Source organism: Clostridium chauvoei, from assembly GCF_002327185.1.
GTDB classification, from domain to species: Bacteria; Bacillota; Clostridia; order Clostridiales; family Clostridiaceae; genus Clostridium; species Clostridium chauvoei.
In genome coordinates this window covers 2,820,920-2,839,486 of the sequence record NZ_CP018624.1, presented here as the reverse complement: position 1 = coordinate 2,839,486, position 18,567 = coordinate 2,820,920, and the positions used below count along the sequence as shown (strand labels likewise).

The following is an 18,567-nucleotide window of genomic DNA, read 5'->3' as shown; positions in this document are numbered from 1 at the left end:
GCAAAAAATAAGGCGTCTTAATAAAGGCACCTTATTTTTTTATAAGCTTATTAATATTTACTTTTCCTTCACCTTGATAATTTTTAGGCATATCAAATGGATCGCAAGATACTTTTAGTAATGAAAGCGTATCTTTAAAGGTTAAACCAGGATCATTTTGATAAAGCAAAGCACATATTCCAGATATATAAGCAGTAGCTAATGAAGTGCCAGTATAACTTCTATAAGACGCATCTAACTTTTTAGGATATAATTTAATTCCATTCTTTTCAGATATATAATTTACATTACAATTTAAAGATACAATATCTACACAAGCAGCAGCTACATCAGGTTTAGAGCCTCTTCTTAGATTCCCAGCAGAGGAATAATTATAAGGTTTAATTACTCCTGTAGTATCAACACCTGCAACTGTTATACAATCCTTTGAGAGTGCAATTCCTGTTATTGAGCCTTCAATATTTTTGTTGCTACCACTTGGAACAATTGGAGTTATATTTTTGCTAGTAGCTAACTTAAATATTTTATCAAAGCAAGATTGTAAAAAAGCATTGTAGTATAAAAGTTCAAATGGTAAACAAAGAATTTTTATATTATGTTTTTCACTTTCTTCAATTAAGCACTCTATGGCATACAATACATCAGAGGCAAAGCCTTTACCCATCTTATCAAAGGCTTTATAGCAGTAAAGGTTAGCTTCTGGAGCAACACCTCTATACATATTATTAGACTTTTCACCACTTCCAGCTAGTATACCGCAAGTACAAGTTCCATGTCCATTATCATCATACGGATATTTAAGTTCAGATATCAAATCGACAAATGTAGATATTCTATTGTAAGGTGTAATCAAATCAGGGTGAGGATAAACACCGCTATCAACAACCCCGATTCCTATACCTTTACCTGTTATGTTACTTTTGCTAGATAATCTAGTTTTATTAGCTGTTGGGACACTCATTCCACATAAAAATAAATATTCATCAAAACAGATATATTCAACTTCAGGATACTCTAAAAGCCTTTCTATAGCTTTATTGTTCAATCGAGCTGATATTATATCACAATGTTTAATACATCTAAGTACTTCTCCTCTATAGGAGGATATTTTTTTCACTATTGAATCTTGGAATCTACTACATTTAATAATAACCCTATGATCTTTGTGGACTTTAGAGGCCATACAGTTTTTTAGGTTAATATCTAGCTTCTTATTTAAAGAAAACATATAATACTCCTAAAATTAATTACATTATATAGTATATTAATAGGAGAGATTTTGTTAATGATAAGTTATAATTTCCATTTAAATATTACTATGCCTATAATCATTATGCCTATGCCTATAAATTCCTTCATACCAAATGGAACCTTATCAGTACCGAATAGTCCAAAGGCGTCTATTATACCAGCAGAAGCTAATTGAGCTACTAAAATAATACCTATTCCACAAGTAGCACCCATAGCACCTATACTTTTCATTACAGTAAAAATAATAATAACGCCTAATATTCCACCTAATAGGTAGAGTTTGTTCACATCTTTAATAGATTTAAAGCTACCTTTTCCAAAAAACATTAAAATTATTAAAGTTAGAACTAAACCAGTAGCTTGAACGAAAGCATTAGTTTCCCAGGTTCCTATTTTTTCTTCTAAACGAGTATTAAAAACTCCTTGTAAGCTCATGGAAATACCTGAGATTATAGCAGCAATTATTGCAAACATTATATCACCTCAAAGATAGTATTCCACTTTAATATATAAATATGAAAAAAACCCTCTAATTTTAGAAGGTTTTTTCTTATTTATATATTAATAAAAGTATCTTTAATTCTATTTGCTGAATAACCTAATGTAATTCCAAGACTTATAAAGTCTTCAAGAAGTGTTAAGAAATGATCTTTAGATGGTGAAATTATTAAATCATTTATATCAATATATAAATTTAAAAATTGATCACTTAAACAATAATCATTAGGCTTAACTCTTATATTTTGGATATCAGAATAATTTCTATCTAATCCTATTGATAAAATTTGTCCAAGGCAATCTAAATATTTTTCAAATACTATATCTTTATTAATAGGTAAGTCATGATTTAAACAATATTTGTAGCATCTAGTTTCATCAGCAAGACATCCAAGTTTAATATGTAAGTCTAAATTCTTTCTAGCTGATAATTTATATTGATTTAAGTTTTCGTTAATACTAATTGTTTTACTTTTTTCTAATTGAGCGTTAAAAAGTGATTGAGCATCCATAAATATCCCCCTGTTCCTAGGACTTAATAATTCTATTTTACAAAAAGTTTTGAATATTGAAAAGTACGGTAAACGACTACAGAAAAAATTAATTTTTTGTAAATAGAAACTGCTTAATACAATGTTAGTATTAAGCAGTTTTATAAAAGCTATGAGTTTGTTTTTAAAGGATAACTTTTAATTAATGTTTCTCTTTTGTTATTTGAAATTTTCCAAAGCTCAATTCTATTTACTTTTAATGTTTCTAAAGAAGATTTTAAATTTATTTCACTTTCTGTTTTTTTCATATCCTTAGGAACAAAATTTAAATTAGCAATAGATATATGAAGTGGTATTTCGTTGTTATAACTTTTTAGATTGAAGCCGTGCATCTTTAAAGTATCACTCATTAATCTATTTAGTCTTTTAATATAACCTCTATCTTCTATCTTTAAATTAACAGTCTTACTATTTTCAGAAATTGAAACTTGATTGCACATTTGAACCTTAAAGTTTTTATAAGGTTTTATTATTTTATCTACAACTAAATCAAGTTTATCTATGTTTGGATTGTCTATTACTTCTAGAGGTATATAGGGAGTAGGTGAATTCCTATTAGCTCTAAATTTTTTAGAAAGATTTCTTTGAATAGGATTCAAGTTTTTATAAGATTCTTCATCAAATAATGCTACTAAATAATATTTCATAAAAATAACCTCTCAAGTTAAGTTAGCTTGCTTATAATCAAGTATTCAAGCTTTATTATTGATTATAACATACAGTATCAAATTTAAAAAGTAAGAATAGTTAAAACTTTTACATAAGGAAATAATTTTTACAAAAAGTGGATATTGGGCGTAAAACTATAATAAAATTAATGAACACGAGTAAAAAGCACATTTACCATAAAAAACTCTATTTAATTAATGAAAATTTATGTTATAATGGGGAAGGTAGTTTTCAAACTTAAAAAGAGTTAAAATTACCTTTTAAACATAAATATGGATAATAGACAGAATAATAGGCAAGATTAATATATATATAAATGATGATAAGGGTGAAATGGATGGAAAAGTTAGTTATACACGGAGGCAGGGCTTTAAAGGGTTCAGTCGAGATTAACGGAGCTAAAAATGCAGCGGTTGCGATATTGCCCGCAGCTATAATGGCAAGCGAGGGGAAATGTATTATCGATAATGTACCAGATATAGAAGATGTACATTGTTTAGAAAGAATTCTTAAAAGCCTAGGATGTGGCGTAAATAAAATAGATAACAATACATTAGAGATAGATGCTACGGACGTACACAGTGTAAATGCATGCACAGAAGATGTAAGAAGAATGAGAGCATCTTATTATTTTATAGGAGCTTTATTATCAAGATTTGGTAAGGCAAGAGTTGAATTACCAGGAGGATGCCCTATAGGTGTTAGACCAATAGATCAACATATAAAAGGATTTGAAGCTTTAGGTGCAGAAGTAATAATTGAAAACGGTGCAGTAACAATAGAAGCAGAAAAATTACAAGGTACTAGTATTTTCTTTGATGTAGTTTCTGTTGGAGCAACAATAAATGTTATGATAGCAGCAACCTTAGCAGAAGGAACGACTATATTAGAAAATGTAGCTAAAGAACCTCACGTAGTTGATGTAGCTAACTTCTTAAATTCAATGGGTGCTGATATTAAGGGTGCAGGAACAGACGTTATTAGAATAAAAGGCGTTGAAAAATTAGTAGGATGTAATTATAGTGTTATACCAGACCAAATTGAAGCTGGTACATTTATGATAGCAGCAGTTGCTACAAAGGGTGATGTTACTATTAAAAATGTTATACCAAAGCATTTAGAGTCTATAACAGCTAAGCTTACAGAAATGGGTGCTATAGTAGAAGAAGGCGATGATAGCATTAGAGTGCGTGTTGAAGGTCCATTAAAAGGTATCAACGTTAAGACAACACCATACCCAGGATTCCCAACAGACGTACAACAACCTATGTCAGCATTATTAAGTATTGTGCCAGGAAAGAGTTTAATAGTAGAAAGTATATGGGAAAATAGACATAAACATACTGAAGAATTAAACAAGATGGGTGCAAATATAGCAGTTGACGGAAGAACAGCTATAATAAATGGTGTTGATAAATTAAATGGAGCAAGTGTTAGAGCAACTGACTTAAGAGCAGGTGCAGCTATGGTTATAGCTGGATTAATAGCACAAGGAAAAACTGAAATCACAGAAATCGAACATATAGATAGAGGATATCCTAACATAGAATACAAATTTACAGATTTAGGTGCAGATATAACAAGAGAAGCTCAATAAAGAATATATGTGGGGGATAAGTAAATGAAATTTTGCTCATTATATAGCGGCAGCAGTGGTAATAGCATATTTATTGCTTCTGAGGAAGCTAGAATATTAATAGATGCTGGTTTACCAGGTAAGAAGATCGATGAGGCATTAAAAAAAATAGGTGAAGATCCTAAAGCTATAGATGGAATTTTTATAACCCATGAACATTCAGATCATATTAAGGGTGTTGGAGTTGTATCAAGAAAATATGATATTCCTATATATGCTAATGCAAACACCTGGACAGCTATGGAAAATAATATAGGTAAAATAAAAGAACATAATATAAAAATAATTGATAGAAGATCAACTATTGAAATAAAAGACTTAGATATAAAATCATTTAATATACCACATGATGCCATAGCACCATGTGGCTATACTATACATTCAAAAGGTAAAAATGTAAGTGTAGCAACTGATTTTGGTATATACACTCAAGAGATAAAAGATAACATAAAGGATTCGGATGTTATCTTATTAGAGAGTAATCATGATGTAAGTATGCTAAAATTTGGGCCATATCCCTATTCACTAAAGAGAAGAATATTAAGTGAAGTTGGTCATTTATCTAATGAAGATTGTGGAAGAGCTATAGTAGATTTATTAAGTCATAAACCAGGAAAAAATATAATTCTAGGACATTTAAGTGGTACAAACAATCATCCAGATTTAGCATTTGAGACGGTTCTTAGTGTTTTAAACGGGAACAACATAATCCAAGGTGAAGACATTAAATTATCTATGGCAAGTAGACATGAACCAAGCAATATAATAGAGTTCTAATAATAAAATTAAAAAATAATAATTAGTACTAATGGTTACTTGAAATAACTTTAATTAGTTAGTATAATTCAAGTATAAATTAAGAACAAATTAAGATGAGTGATAAGGAGAAAGAGTTATGAGTTTATATAAACAATGGACAGATATGGTAGTTGAATATGTTAAGACTAAAGGAGAGCAAGCTTTCTGGGCAGAATATACACAAATAGAAACTGCTATATACAAAGATTTATTAGCTAACCACAATAACCAAGAGAAGACAACAATTGAAGCGTTAGCAAAGAAATACGGAACAACATCAGAGTTTGTTATGGGATTTATTGATGGAATCAATGATAGTTTAAATACACCATATGATTTAGAAAACGTAACTGCTACTCAAGAAATTATACTAGACATAAATTTAGAACAGTTATACTTTAATATGTTAGATGCAAAAGCAGAATATCTTTATAATTTAGCACAATGGGATGCTATATTCTCAAAAGAAAAGAGAAGAGAAATCCAAAAGCAATACAGAGATTCTGTTGTAGTAAGAAATGATAATAAAGTAGGAAGAAATGATCAATGTCCTTGCGGAAGTGGCAAGAAATATAAAAAGTGCTGTGGAAAGTAATAAGATTTAACATAAAAGCCTGATATAAGTCAGGCTTTTTTTTGATATAATTAAACTAGGATAAAAATGGAGGGTGATTATATATGGATAGTAATGTTAAATGGGTTAATGAACAAAGAATACTAAGAACAATTGAAGCTCTAAAAGCTAATAATATGAATGGATATTTAGTTAAAGACAAAGAAGAACTAATAACTAAAATAGAGGAATTAGTAAAAGAAGGAGCTACAGTTTCTTGTGGAGGTTCAATGTCATTAGCTGAAAGTGGAGTTTTAGATCACTTAAGAAGTGGTAGATACAATTTCTTAGATAGAGGAAAAGAGGGAATTACACCTGAAGAAGTTGGTAAGATATATAGAGGGGCTTTTTCAGCTGATGCATATTTTACAAGCAGTAATGCAATCACAGAAGATGGAGAGCTTTATAACGTAGATGGAAACGGAAATAGAGTTGCAGCTATGATGTTTGGACCGGAAAAAGTTATAGTAGTTGTAGGAATAAATAAGATAGTTAAAAGCATTAATGAAGCTATAAATAGAGTAAGAGACGTTGCAGCACCTGCAAATGGCTTAAGACTAAAAAGACAAACACCTTGTAGCAAGGTTGGCTATTGTATGGATTGTGATAGTAAAGAAAAGATGTGTAGACAATATACATTAATAAGAAGTCAAAGCAGAGTAGATAGAATGCATGTAATATTTATGAATGAAGAAATAGGATATTAAAACATAAAAATACTAGGACTTTACGATAGTATCTCCTAGTATTTTTTGTGTCAAAAAACATCATTTAAAATAAATATATAGTGAGTAGTATTTTATATAGGAGATTAATATGTTTCAAATGTTTCCATTCTTATTTGGTGGAATGTTAAATGGTATGATGAATAATAATAACTACAACAACTGGAATATGAACAATAATTATAATAATAATTATAACGGAAACAATAATTATAATAATGGCTGGAATGCAAACAATAGCTTAGATCTTGGAGAAAGTTTTGCAAATACATTTAATAGTGTCTTTACTCAAGTATTTACAACATTAGTTAATAATACAGAGCTAATTGATAATATAGTAGATAGCGTTATAAATAGCGATGCAATATCGTCAATGATTGATGAGATAGATGAATTAGGAGAAATAGATTTTAAAATAACAAATTATAGTGATAAATATTTAATAGAAGGAAATCTTCCAGGAATAGATAAAAATAGTATAGATATAGACTACGAAAATGAACGGGTACTAATAAAAGTAAAGAAAAGCCAAGTATTTAGTAATGGAGTAAATACAATGGTTGCATTTGTTCAACCAGGACAAAATATAGAAAAAAGCTTTTACGTTCCAGATGTAGATAAAAATAAGATAAGAGCAACTTATAGAGACAACGTACTAAAAATATATTTACCTAAAAAACCAAAAGAAGAAGAACCAACAATAATAGATGTAGATAGTTTTACCGAGGCAGAATAATTATGATAATATATAATTAGAATTAACACAAGAGGAGAAAATGGAATGAATATAACCTTAATTTCAGTAGGAAAACTAAAAGAAAAATACTTAAAACAAGCTATAGATGAATATTCAAAAAGACTAAGTAGGTATTGTAAATTAGATATTATAGAATTACCAGACGAAAAAACACCAGATAATGCATCAGAAAAAGAAGAACAACAGATAAAAGATAAAGAAGGCCAATTAATACTTTCAAAAATAAAAGATAACATGTTTGTTGTGGCAATGGATCTAAAAGGAAAACAAATAACATCAGAAGAATTATCAGACTTTATAGAGAACTGTGGAGTTATGGGAAATTCGAACATAGCGTTTATTATAGGTGGGAGCTTAGGATTATCTCAAGAAGTTATAAAAAGAGCTAACTATAAACTATGCTTTTCTAAAATGACATTTCCACACCAATTATTTAGAGTTATGTTATTAGAACAAATATATAGAGCCTTTAGAATAATGAAAAATGAACCGTACCATAAGTAAGACTCCAAATTTTATATTTGCAAGGCGAACTTACACCTACGAGCGAAGACGAGTAGTGTGTTTCCTTTAATAAATAATTTTTCAATATTGTATGCGATAAATTCTAATTTATATTATTGAGGTTAAAATAAAAAAATTATATAGGTTTATTTTTTATAAAAATTTGATATTATATAAATAAGAAAAGCTTAGTGCATCAACACTAAGCTAAGTCTTAGAACATTTATTTTGTTTTAGGGCTATTGGATTTAACGGAATAAGTTAACAAAAAGGATGCTAATCTTGCGAGGATGGAGCATCTTTTTGTTTGCTTTTAATTTCAATATCAAGACCAATAAATTTAACTGAAATCTTTAAATAATGAACAAAAAGATTATGTTTTAAAACTAATCTAATTATATAAATAACAATTTAGAATTATACCATAATTATGTAGAATATATACACAAGAATAAAATGGTAAAATCTCACTTGGAGTAGTTACGGAGAACCGTACCATAAGCAAATGATATTTTTACAAATATTTCAAAAGGTATAGAGCTAAATTTAATTCTATACCTTTTGTACTACTAATTATAGAAATTTTTACAGGTTAAGCAGTAAAGATTTAAGTTCATTAAAATTAGAAATCTCATAGTCAGGTTTTATTGATGTTTCATTTATAATATTATTAGGATTATACCAACAAGTATCTATACCAAAGTTTATTCCACACTGTATATCAGAAGTTAAGCTATCTCCGACTATTAACACTTTACTTTTATCAGTATGATTTATATTTTTTAAAGTATGTTCAAAAATTTTAGGGTTTGGTTTTGATATTAATACTTCTTCGGATATTACTATAGTGTCAAAGTATTTTGATATAATAGATTTTCTGATTCTCTTATCTTGAACAAAAGTAAGGCCATTGGTTACTATGGCAAGCTTATAAAACTTATTTAAACTTTCTATAAGGTCTATACTATCATCATATAGAAATGATGCATTAGCCAAGTGTTCCATATATGATTTTGCAAAAATATTTTCATCAAAACTTAAATCTAATCTATCTGATAATCTTTTAAATCTTTCTACCTTTAATTTTTCTTGTGTAATAAGCCCTTGTTCGAATTCCATCCAGAGAGCTGTATTTATTTCTTGATAAGTTTTTAAATGATAGCTTTCATCATATTTTATTTTAAAATTAAGCATTGTATTTTTAAATGCTTCTCTTTCTGATTTTTTAAAATCATATAATGTTTCATCTGCATCAAATAATATTACTTCATATTTCATAACATATCCTCCTAATTTAAATAATTAATTTAATTATCAAGTAATTTTAGTTGTTTTTCTTTATATTTTTCATTAGATTTTGAATTAAGTATAATACATATTAGAAATAGAATATATACTAATAAATGAAGTTTTAAAATTAACAATATTGACCAAAAGGAATTTTATATTATGAAAACCGTGGATAAGTAAGCCTTAGAAAACTCCCATGTTTAAAAACAGAAGACTTTCTATCATTAGTTATAGATAAAATTTACAAGTATCATTATAGATTTAATTTTATGAGTATTTTATTGGAATTAATATCTGTTTCATTTCATTAACCTCTTGACTTCGAGTGGTTGCAATATTTTCAGTGAATAGAAGTTTCATGGAAGATATGTCTAGAAAAAATACTTATTATAATCATAAGTGATGAAGCTATATAGAATGGAATATAAATGTTACTTCCGATATTATCATATACAATACCATAAATAAACTGACCAATGGGATTTGTACACATACAAATACATATGACGCATGAAATAACTTTTCCAATTAAATTGTGGGGAGTAATAATTTGAATGTAGGAAATAAGTTGTACTGTAAATACTGTTAGAAATATTAGCATAAGACAACATCCGAAAATCATAATAATATAAGACATTATTGGTTCTTTTATCATTTGTAATGATATCCCTGATAAAATAAGGGATATAGAACCGCTTATTACAAAAAATGGAATGGATTTTGATTTTATCTTTTTTGATAATGTACCTACAAGTATACCACCTAATACACTACCAGCAGCAATTATTTCTTCTGCATATCCATATAGTCTATTTGCTATATCAACTGAAAAACCTAAATGGTGAGTAATAATAACTGGAATAGCTATTAAAACCAAAGATGTCATAATCAAATTAACTGAAGCATAAAATATTGACATCTTCCATAAAACGGGTTGTTTTTTTAACATAAAGTTAAAACTAATTTTTAAATCCTTAATACCAGTAATAAATATATTTCCATTTGTCTGTTTTTTTTCAAATGGAATATGTATAAAAACCTCCATTACTGCTGAGGCGAAAAAACATATAATACTTACATAGAGAATTGTCTGTAAGCCTACAATTGAAAATAGAATTCCTCCAATTACTGGTCCTACCATACCTGATAAAGAACTAATAACATCAATAATAGAATTTGCCTGCATAAGATATTCAGTATCTACGATAATAGGAATACTTGCTTTTACAGTTGGCTGATATGCTCCTTGTATACCATATAAAATTATCATAGTTACTGCTATTAATGGTACAATACTAATTTTTCCTACTAATATACAAAATATAAATGATAATACTACAGTGCAAAAATCTAATATAACTATAATATTTCGTTTGTTCAATCGATCAGCAATAACACCACCAATTGGATACAATATAAGCATTGGAATAAATGAGAAAGCTGAAATTGTTCCAAATAGGGTAGATGAACCTGTTTCAAGAAGTAGATAAAGAGGAAGTGAATACAGTAGAATCTGATTTCCAAATAAAGAAATAATCTGTCCTATTGCTACAAGAATAAAATCTTTAGAAAAAATTGATTTACTTTTCATTAATAATAACCTTCTTTCAAAATATATTATTATTTCCTTGGAAGCAATGTTATTATATTATCATTTTTCTTCCTTGTCAACAAAATTTGTTTCCTTGGAAGTTATTTTTAAAAATAAAAAATTGCAGCCTATCTTTAAGCGTTGGCTGCATTATGATTCAAAATTTATCACAGTTTCCTTTTTTAATATCAATATCTAGTTTCCTTATTTCCTCATCTAAGTGCTTATCATATATTTGAGCAAAATGGAGCATAATATCAAATTCTTCTTCTGATATATTGTTAAAGACAACTTTATCTCGATTTTTAAATTCTTTATGTAGCTTTTCATGAGTTATAAAGATTTCTTTTCCCTGGTTGGTTAGTCTAAAATAAATTTCTTTTTTGTTATTTGGCTTCCTATAACTTTCAATAAAATTCTTTTATAAAAGTTTCTTGGTGATTTTAGTAATCCCACCTGTTGTCATTCGAAAAGCCTCTGAAAGTTTTGTTACATTAGAATATTCATTTTTTCCAATATATTCGATACAGTGTACTTCCGATGGCTTATAATCTTTTAGTTTTTCTTTCATCACATAATTATTAAGCCATATCATTTTATTCATAACATCCCAGAAACGTCCTATGACTTCTTCACCTTTACCCATGATGTGTCTCCTTTCCTTTACAATATAAGTAATATTATAAAGTTTTTTTACTTCCACGTCAACAAACTAGAAGAGGGCTGTTTTCCTTTATTACGGACTAAGTCTATTTTTGTAGTTTGGAATAAGGTATCATAAGTAATAAAAATTAATATAAATAAGAAAAGCTTAGTATGTAAACACTAAGCAATCCTTAGAATATTTTTAGTTTTAGGGATAGGTGTATTAATAAAAGCTTTAATATCTTTATAAGATATATATTTCATAATTATTTTCACTTGCTTTATGTTTTTCACATCAACGCTTTTTGGTTAACGCTACCTCCAACATTTATTGTAACCCCCATTTAAATAGATACTTTAACGAAGTTAACACTTTATTAAAATTACTAAATCATCAGCTCTACAAAATGTTTTAGAACTATAGCAATTTCAGCTATAACTAGTATAACTTGTGATGTAGACTTTTTTCCTAGTGATTTATAATGTCAGGGGGGTTGTGGTTTTGTATCAAACCACCCAATAAGTTGAGAAGTAGCTTTTATTGAATGAACATTACCTACTTTTTATTTTAATATTTTGTTTCTTGTATTTCGCCTTGTATACTTATTATCCAAACTGAATCTTTTGAGTTTGATAGAAAATCTTCTAATAGTGGATCTTCAGAATCAATTTCTTCTTCGAGTGAGGTATTTTCATCATGATTCGATAAATCATCTTCCGTATTTGAATATCCTGGGCCTGCTACTCCATCTGTTTCTTTTTGTCCTCCTGACATAACAACGAAATCTTTAGGATAGATATTAAGAACTCTGTCATGTTCGGTATTTAAATTAAAAACATTTATATCAATCGCATTATCATCCAAAATATCTGTATCTTGATATGAGTCGGCCATTAATGCTCCAAAACCATCATTTCCAATTTCGGTCATTAATTTTTTGGTAAATCCTGCAGCATCATTTGCAAAATTATTCTCAAAATCGCTGATACTTGAATATTTTGTATTTTCTATAATAGCTTTATTTAAACTCTTTCCACCACGAATTTCATTTAAGAACTTATCTAAACCATTAGAAATATCTTCTTTTTTCACAGAATTTTCACCATTCATTAAATATCCTAAATACATGGCAGCCAAATAACCTGTTCCGTAATCGGCATATACATTTCCTTTATTCAGATAAAATTTTTGAAGTTTAGCTTTTATATCAGACTCTGTTGAGTCTGCTGTAATACGCAATGACCTTCTGACAGTATTAGCACCTCCACCAGCTGCTTGTGCTGTTCCCTCTATAAACCAGCTAGGAAATATTTTAGTTGAGTCGCTTCTTGGATTACTTTGAGATATTCCTATCATGCCGCTTGTTAATGATTCAAACATCATTGCATGCATTAATTCATGTGCCAGAGTGCTTTCCAAGTTTTTTCTGCTATTAGGTGTCAACTCCCCTGTGGAGTTATCAATGAATGAAAACATATCATAATTTACTGCTAACGTATAATATAAATCTATTACTACTCTATCATTAACTTTTTCAAATAAATAAGACGTCTTTATATAAGCAAGAGCACTGGAAAGAGGATCACTGTCATATAAGTATGAACCACTATATAATTTTAATCCTATTCCTATTCCAATATCCGATTTATCTAAATATTTGAATGTAAGAGGGAAAGTTTTTATAAGAGCATTAACACCTTGAGGTAGTATTTGATTTTTTAGTACTTCTTTAAGGTTATCATATCCTTCCACATTATTTTTGTCTGCTCTTGAAATTTTTTGTGTAGTCTTAAAAGGTTCAAAATTGGAAGAAGCTTTAAATATACTACTTTTTTCAGAAACTAATCCATTTTCCTCCATGAGAACAGTAGTATCTGTAACAGGAACTGGTACATCTTTTTCATCTATATGTACAGTATCATCTACACCAGGAACTTTTACATAGTTTTCTCCTGTAGGCATAGCAGTCCATTTTCCATCGACATTAGTCAGAGTAACTTTATCTTTTTGAGTAAAATGTGGAGTAAATGTAAATATACCTAGTTTTTCAGTAGCATTTTCAGCATTGATATATATATGGTTAAGATCTACCAATCCTGACTCATCCTGTATTAAAGTAGAATTATTAACAGTTCTGAACTCAATATTTCCAATAAAAGACTCCATAATATTTATAGAATCATCTTTATTAGTATATAAAGTACTTCCTTCCTCACCATATAATCTTTTTATTTCAAAAGAAGAATCAGTTTTAGTTACAGCAGATAAGTCTAAGCTACATTCAGAGTGAATTTTTATTTCTATGTTTTCATTTAAAGCTTTAGGTGTTAACTTACCATTCATTAACTCCAGCCTACCTAAGTGTTCAAAAGATATTAAGTCATTTGTATCTTCTACACTTACTGAGACAGAAGCATTCTTTAAGGTATTTTCACCTTGCTTCCCATCTACATTTGTTACGTTACTGTTGTTAAGGTTAATGGACACATCTCCAATAGAGTTGCTATTTTTTCCTGCAGCATATATAGTACCTATGCTACCAATTTTCCCTTCCACAGTAATGTCAACATCCTGAGTCCAGTCCTCACCTTGGCTTCCTGCAAAAATATCACCTATGTTCGTGTTCTTTCCTGTCACCATTATTTTGCTTTTATTTCCATGGTCAACAGTTTGTCCACTTAATGAGCCACCAAATATATCAATAATCTTTGAATCATTATTATATCCAATATTTTCAAGAGCTAAAGAATGACCGTTTGCAAATATTGATACAATAGAATTTGTATAGTTAAAATTGAAATTTTTAAACGTTACATCTTTAGCAAGAATGATTTCTCCGCAACGTAGATTTAACGATGGAATAGGATATCCTTCTCCTTGGATAGTAACTCTTTTATCAATAATTAGAGGGGCATTTTGCCCAAAATCGCCTGAAGTTAAATCATTTACATAACCCTCGTTATTTTTAATAACAATAGTATCACCATCTTTTGCTGCATAGATTGCATTTGCAATATCATAATATGGTTTTTCTGAACTACCATCTTGTTCAGAGTTTGAGCCAACACTTACATCCATGTAAATAATATTGTTTGATGTTGTTAAAACTTCTTTTGGTTCTCCAAATGCCACAGTATTCAACATCGTGATAAACATACATATACATAGAAGTAAACTTAATAATTTTTTTTTCATTTATGTACCTCTTTCTTTTTTAGTTCTCATATTGTTTTTAAGTAAATTAGTTTAATTATTCATTTACAACACCTCATCTTTAAGAAGAATTTTTTATATTTTATAATATATATTATAATTAAAATTTAAGTAATCCTTAAAAAAAAGTCAAGTATTACTTAAATTTTTATGTTTAATCATAATATATAATTACTAGAATTAAATAATCTCTTAAAAATGATACTTTTGTCATTATATGACGAAAGTGTTGTCATAATATATCATAACATGATAGCCATAATTTGTGTTAGAGTAGCAAACAGCATAGGCCATTCCATACACTACCTAGTTAGTGGGTATAATTTTGGGTATGCCAAGTAAAGGAGGGTTGGTGGTAAGAAAATTCAGAGGTAATCATGTTACGCCAATTTTAATTTAAAGGTTAATAGAAATAATCTGTACTTATAAACGGTGAATATGACAGATAAAGCTTGTTTGACCATTTATCAAACTTCTTTATAGACCTCTGCTTTTTCCTTTTCATCTATTGAACACATAGATAAGGTTGTACTTTCAATAATTAAAGACTCCTCCAGCTAATAATCTGATTTCTAATAAAATATCTCATCTTAGTAGTGTTATTAAGTAGTTTTAATTTTAGTATATATTCTTTTAATGGGAGAATGTCTAGATTATTAACACTTTTACTTTTGTATTAAAATGGCTTTGAGGTTGGAAGATTTATTAGTTTAGAAAAAATAATTGAGGATAGCAAAGAAACTTATTGTGAAGCACTAAATAAATCATCTATATTATGGCATGATGGTAAGAATAATTTTTATATATGGCTTGAATACTTTCTTGGAGTTATTTAATAAAAATCAATGGGGCTGTCGCATAGCGGGTAAAAAAATCCGCTAGCGATAGCTCCTTTTCTATATTTTTATAAAATTTATTACACATTTTATAATATAAATAAACTCTATTTAAAAATAGACGCACTTTAATAAAGCTAATAAAAAAGACTTAAAAAATTTAACTATAAAGCTTCTTTTAGCTCAAATAAATGCTTACCAGTTCGGTTAGATTGTATTTTGTTATGTAATTTATTAACATTATGAGCCATAGCAATTAGGATGCTTTCTGCTAAAACATTCTTTTGACCACGACACATAAATCTTCTGAAATTCATATCATGTTTTACTTGTGCAAAAGAGCCTTCTGCTTGAATACTTCTATTCATTCTAAGTAAGATGCCTTCATCAGTAATAATTCTTTCTAAATCTTCTTTTCTTTGACGATTAAACTTTTTTGAAGTTTCAAGTTTCTTAGTTCTTTCCCCCAATGGAATTTTAGAATTATTTCCTTTAATACATTTACTCTTAAAGCTACAATTACTACAGTCCTCACATGAATAAATTGTTTTTTCACTTTCATATCCTGTTTTAGATTTCTTGAACTTTATACCATTGACTTTTAGAGTCTTACCATTCTGGCAAATAAATAAATCATTCTCAGCGTCATAATCCATATTTTCTATTCTGCCAATATCATTCTTATACTTTCTTGTCTTTGATATTTCATAATTAGAAGGTTTAATAAATGCTATTTGATTATTATCCTCAATAAATGAGTAATTCTCTTCACTTTCATAGCCAGCATCAGCAACTATTTTTGAATATTTAAAATTTAGATGCCATTCCATACTTTTTAAAAAGGGTATTAATGTAGTAGTATCTGTTGGCTGTGGTCCCACAGTAAGCCACGAAATATATTCTGCATCAACACCGTGTTGTACATTATAAGCAGGTTTAAGTTGACCATTTTTCATAGAATCTTCTTTCATTCTCATAAAAGTAGCGTCATTATCTGTTTTTGAATAACTATTTCTTTCTCCGCAGGTGTATACTTTTTGGTTATATTCTTTGAATTTTGAAAGATACTCTTCAAGCTTCTCTATAGATTTTTGAAGTGGTGATTTTCTTTTACCACATCCGTGGACGAATTCAATAGTTTCAATTTTCTTTAATTCATAAAGCCTTTTCTTTAGCTTTTTTACGTGCCTCATTTGAACTTTATTTTTATAAATCAATTTAATACCATAAAGTTCTTCGCATTCTTTTACAAGGTCGGCTATTTTTGTTAATAATTTAGCCATGTTTTTTGTCACAGCTTTTTTCCAAACGAATGTATATTTATTTGCATAAGCTTCTATTTTAGTACCATCAATAAATATTGATCTGCCTGATATTTCTCCAATCTCATAAAGAAAATTAGACATTTCAGCCAATATCTTTTCAGCACATGGAGCAAAATGTAAACTTCTAAATCTTGCAAATGTTGAGTGATCCGGAGCAGATGCCCCTTCGAGTAAAAACATAAAATTTATATCTCTAAGACATGCTGTTTCTATATCTCGTGAAGAATAGAAACCATTCATATATCCATAAAGCACAATCTTTAACATGTTCGTTGGCGATACTTGATTTTCTCTTATTTTAGAATAAGTAGAATATAGGTCAGTTAAATCCGTCTCCTCTACAAACTGACTTAGTAATCTCACCGAATCATTTTCTGGAATTATGCAATCTATATCAAAAGGAAGTTTTAATTGATAAAACTTTCGATTTACAGTATAATTTTGTTGTAAAATATTTTTTAGTTGCATAAAAAACATTTTACCATAAATCCTAAACTATTGAGTTTAGGATTTATTTTTTTTGCATCAAAAAGGAGCTGTGCACTATTATTTAGTGCGACAGCCCCATTTTATGGGGAAATAAATATAACTTTAGGAATATTTTAAAGTTATTTAACGGGCCTATTTAAATTAATTGTATGATGTTTAGATAGTGGTTTAACATTTATATTTGATCTATATTCAGTTTCTTTCCAGAAAATATTTTCAGCAACTAATGCTTCTGGATTTAACTCTACACCATCTAATATTATTTCTTTGAATTTTTGATAGCCAGCTCTATCTATTAGATGGCCACCATGTAAGTATTCAGGCTTATAATCTAAAGCCCATGCAGAGAACTTTTGCCAGTTTCCAAACATACCTAATACAACATCTTCAGTTACGAAGTTTAAGAAGGTTTGACCCATTCTAGGAGTTTGTTTTCCTGTTCTTCCACCTATAAGAACTCTATAGAATTTCTGAGGATTTCTTGTCCAAGCTCCAGTAGGGCAAGCAAGTACACACTCACCACAACCAACGCAACAACAAGGATCTTTATCTATAATTCCATTACTGTTTAAGCTTAAAACTCTAGTAGCGTGATGTTCACAAGCTTTAGCGCAAGCGCCACAACCTATACATCTTTCAGGGTGATAGATCATTCTAGCTTGACCGATAATCCCGAAGTCTTGAAAATGAGCTTTAGCACAATCATTCGGACAACCAGCAACAGAAACCTTAATATGATAATGTGAAGGGAAGATTAAATTCTCTATTTTAGTGGCTAACTCTTTAGTATTAGCATTAGCCTTTATACAATGGGAATTCCCTATACAAGCCATAATATTTCTAGCACCAATTGTAGGATATCCATTTTCAGTAACTTGCATATCACAATTACATTCATCTATTTCAACTTCTTTTAAGTAGTTAGCTATATATTTATTAACAGAAGGAATATTTTCATATTTAATACCTGGTATATTAAATGTTTGTCTCATTCCAATATGAAAAGTACCGTTACCATATGTTTCAGCAATATATTGGACATTGTTTAGATATTTAGCATTTACAGTACCCCCAGGAATACGCATTTGAAGCATGAATTCTCCAGGAATTTTTGATTGCCTGAAACAATTTAATCTAACCTTTTTGATATCTATATCATGATTCATAATAATATC

Annotated in this window: 15 protein-coding genes and 2 pseudogenes; 7 read left to right on the top strand and 10 right to left on the bottom strand. The window is 28.8% G+C overall.

Annotated features, from left to right (window positions below; all coding sequences use genetic code 11):
• Positions 1-31: 31 nt before the first annotated feature.
• The 4 genes from BTM21_RS13310 to BTM21_RS13295 form a co-directional block, all read right to left on the bottom strand.
• Positions 32-1,228 carry a S8 family serine peptidase gene (locus tag BTM21_RS13310; RefSeq protein ID WP_079481735.1) on the bottom strand — a complete coding sequence of 399 codons (1,197 nt, stop codon included), beginning with the start codon at positions 1,226-1,228 and terminating at the stop codon, positions 32-34.
• 65 nt (positions 1,229-1,293) lie between these two features.
• Positions 1,294-1,725, bottom strand: a complete 432-nt coding sequence (locus BTM21_RS13305; RefSeq protein ID WP_021876848.1) for a DMT family transporter — start codon at positions 1,723-1,725, stop codon at positions 1,294-1,296.
• Between the two features lie 80 nt (positions 1,726-1,805).
• Positions 1,806-2,261 carry a dUTP diphosphatase gene (locus BTM21_RS13300; RefSeq protein WP_021876847.1) on the bottom strand — a complete coding sequence of 152 codons (456 nt, stop codon included), beginning with the start codon at positions 2,259-2,261 and terminating at the stop codon, positions 1,806-1,808.
• Positions 2,262-2,410: 149 nt separating this feature from the next.
• Complete coding sequence (locus BTM21_RS13295; protein WP_021876846.1) at positions 2,411-2,947, bottom strand: hypothetical protein; 537 nt, start codon at positions 2,945-2,947, stop codon at positions 2,411-2,413.
• 359 nt (positions 2,948-3,306) lie between these two features.
• Here BTM21_RS13295 and BTM21_RS13290 point away from each other — a divergent pair, with 359 nt between their 5' ends.
• From BTM21_RS13290 to rlmH, 6 genes are all read left to right on the top strand, one after another.
• Complete coding sequence (locus BTM21_RS13290; RefSeq protein WP_079481733.1) at positions 3,307-4,566, top strand: UDP-N-acetylglucosamine 1-carboxyvinyltransferase; 1,260 nt, start codon at positions 3,307-3,309, stop codon at positions 4,564-4,566.
• 24 nt (positions 4,567-4,590) lie between these two features.
• Entirely contained in the window at positions 4,591-5,382 is a 792-nt protein-coding gene (locus BTM21_RS13285; protein ID WP_021876844.1) for an MBL fold metallo-hydrolase, read from the top strand.
• A gap of 118 nt (positions 5,383-5,500) precedes the next feature.
• The gene (locus tag BTM21_RS13280) at positions 5,501-5,998 is read left to right on the top strand and encodes an SEC-C metal-binding domain-containing protein (protein ID WP_021876843.1); all 498 of its coding nucleotides are present in this window, start codon (positions 5,501-5,503) and stop codon (positions 5,996-5,998) included.
• Between the two features lie 83 nt (positions 5,999-6,081).
• The gene (locus tag BTM21_RS13275; protein WP_021876842.1) at positions 6,082-6,723 is read left to right on the top strand and encodes a lactate utilization protein; all 642 of its coding nucleotides are present in this window, start codon (positions 6,082-6,084) and stop codon (positions 6,721-6,723) included.
• 109 nt (positions 6,724-6,832) lie between these two features.
• On the top strand, positions 6,833-7,477 hold the full coding sequence (locus BTM21_RS13270; protein WP_079481732.1) for an Hsp20 family protein: 645 nt from the start codon (positions 6,833-6,835) through the stop codon (positions 7,475-7,477).
• Between the two features lie 45 nt (positions 7,478-7,522).
• Positions 7,523-8,002 carry a 23S rRNA (pseudouridine(1915)-N(3))-methyltransferase RlmH gene (gene rlmH / locus BTM21_RS13265; RefSeq protein WP_021876840.1) on the top strand — a complete coding sequence of 160 codons (480 nt, stop codon included), beginning with the start codon at positions 7,523-7,525 and terminating at the stop codon, positions 8,000-8,002.
• A 585-nt stretch (positions 8,003-8,587) separates the two neighbouring features.
• Here rlmH and BTM21_RS13255 read toward each other — a convergent pair.
• The 4 genes and pseudogenes from BTM21_RS13255 to BTM21_RS13240 form a co-directional block, all read right to left on the bottom strand.
• A complete protein-coding gene (locus BTM21_RS13255; protein WP_021876839.1) occupies positions 8,588-9,280 on the bottom strand; it encodes a YjjG family noncanonical pyrimidine nucleotidase in 693 nt (230 codons plus the stop codon).
• Positions 9,281-9,632: 352 nt separating this feature from the next.
• Positions 9,633-10,883: an MFS transporter gene (locus tag BTM21_RS13250; protein WP_021876838.1), complete on the bottom strand. Its 1,251-nt coding sequence runs from the start codon at positions 10,881-10,883 to the stop codon at positions 9,633-9,635.
• A 157-nt stretch (positions 10,884-11,040) separates the two neighbouring features.
• A pseudogene (locus BTM21_RS13245) lies at positions 11,041-11,529 on the bottom strand (MarR family transcriptional regulator).
• A gap of 567 nt (positions 11,530-12,096) precedes the next feature.
• Entirely contained in the window at positions 12,097-14,673 is a 2,577-nt protein-coding gene (locus tag BTM21_RS13240; RefSeq protein WP_131431675.1) for a hypothetical protein, read from the bottom strand.
• Between the two features lie 704 nt (positions 14,674-15,377).
• Here BTM21_RS13240 and BTM21_RS14035 point away from each other — a divergent pair.
• Positions 15,378-15,575, top strand: a pseudogene (locus BTM21_RS14035) (Fic family protein); the annotation flags it as partial.
• 167 nt (positions 15,576-15,742) lie between these two features.
• Here the strand turns inward: BTM21_RS14035 and BTM21_RS13230 are convergent.
• Both BTM21_RS13230 and asrC read right to left on the bottom strand, forming a co-directional pair.
• Entirely contained in the window at positions 15,743-17,371 is a 1,629-nt protein-coding gene (locus BTM21_RS13230) for an IS1182 family transposase (RefSeq protein WP_079481823.1), read from the bottom strand.
• A gap of 140 nt (positions 17,372-17,511) precedes the next feature.
• A complete protein-coding gene (asrC, locus tag BTM21_RS13225) occupies positions 17,512-18,558 on the bottom strand; it encodes a sulfite reductase subunit C (protein ID WP_079481730.1) in 1,047 nt (348 codons plus the stop codon).
• Positions 18,559-18,567 lie beyond the last annotated feature (9 nt).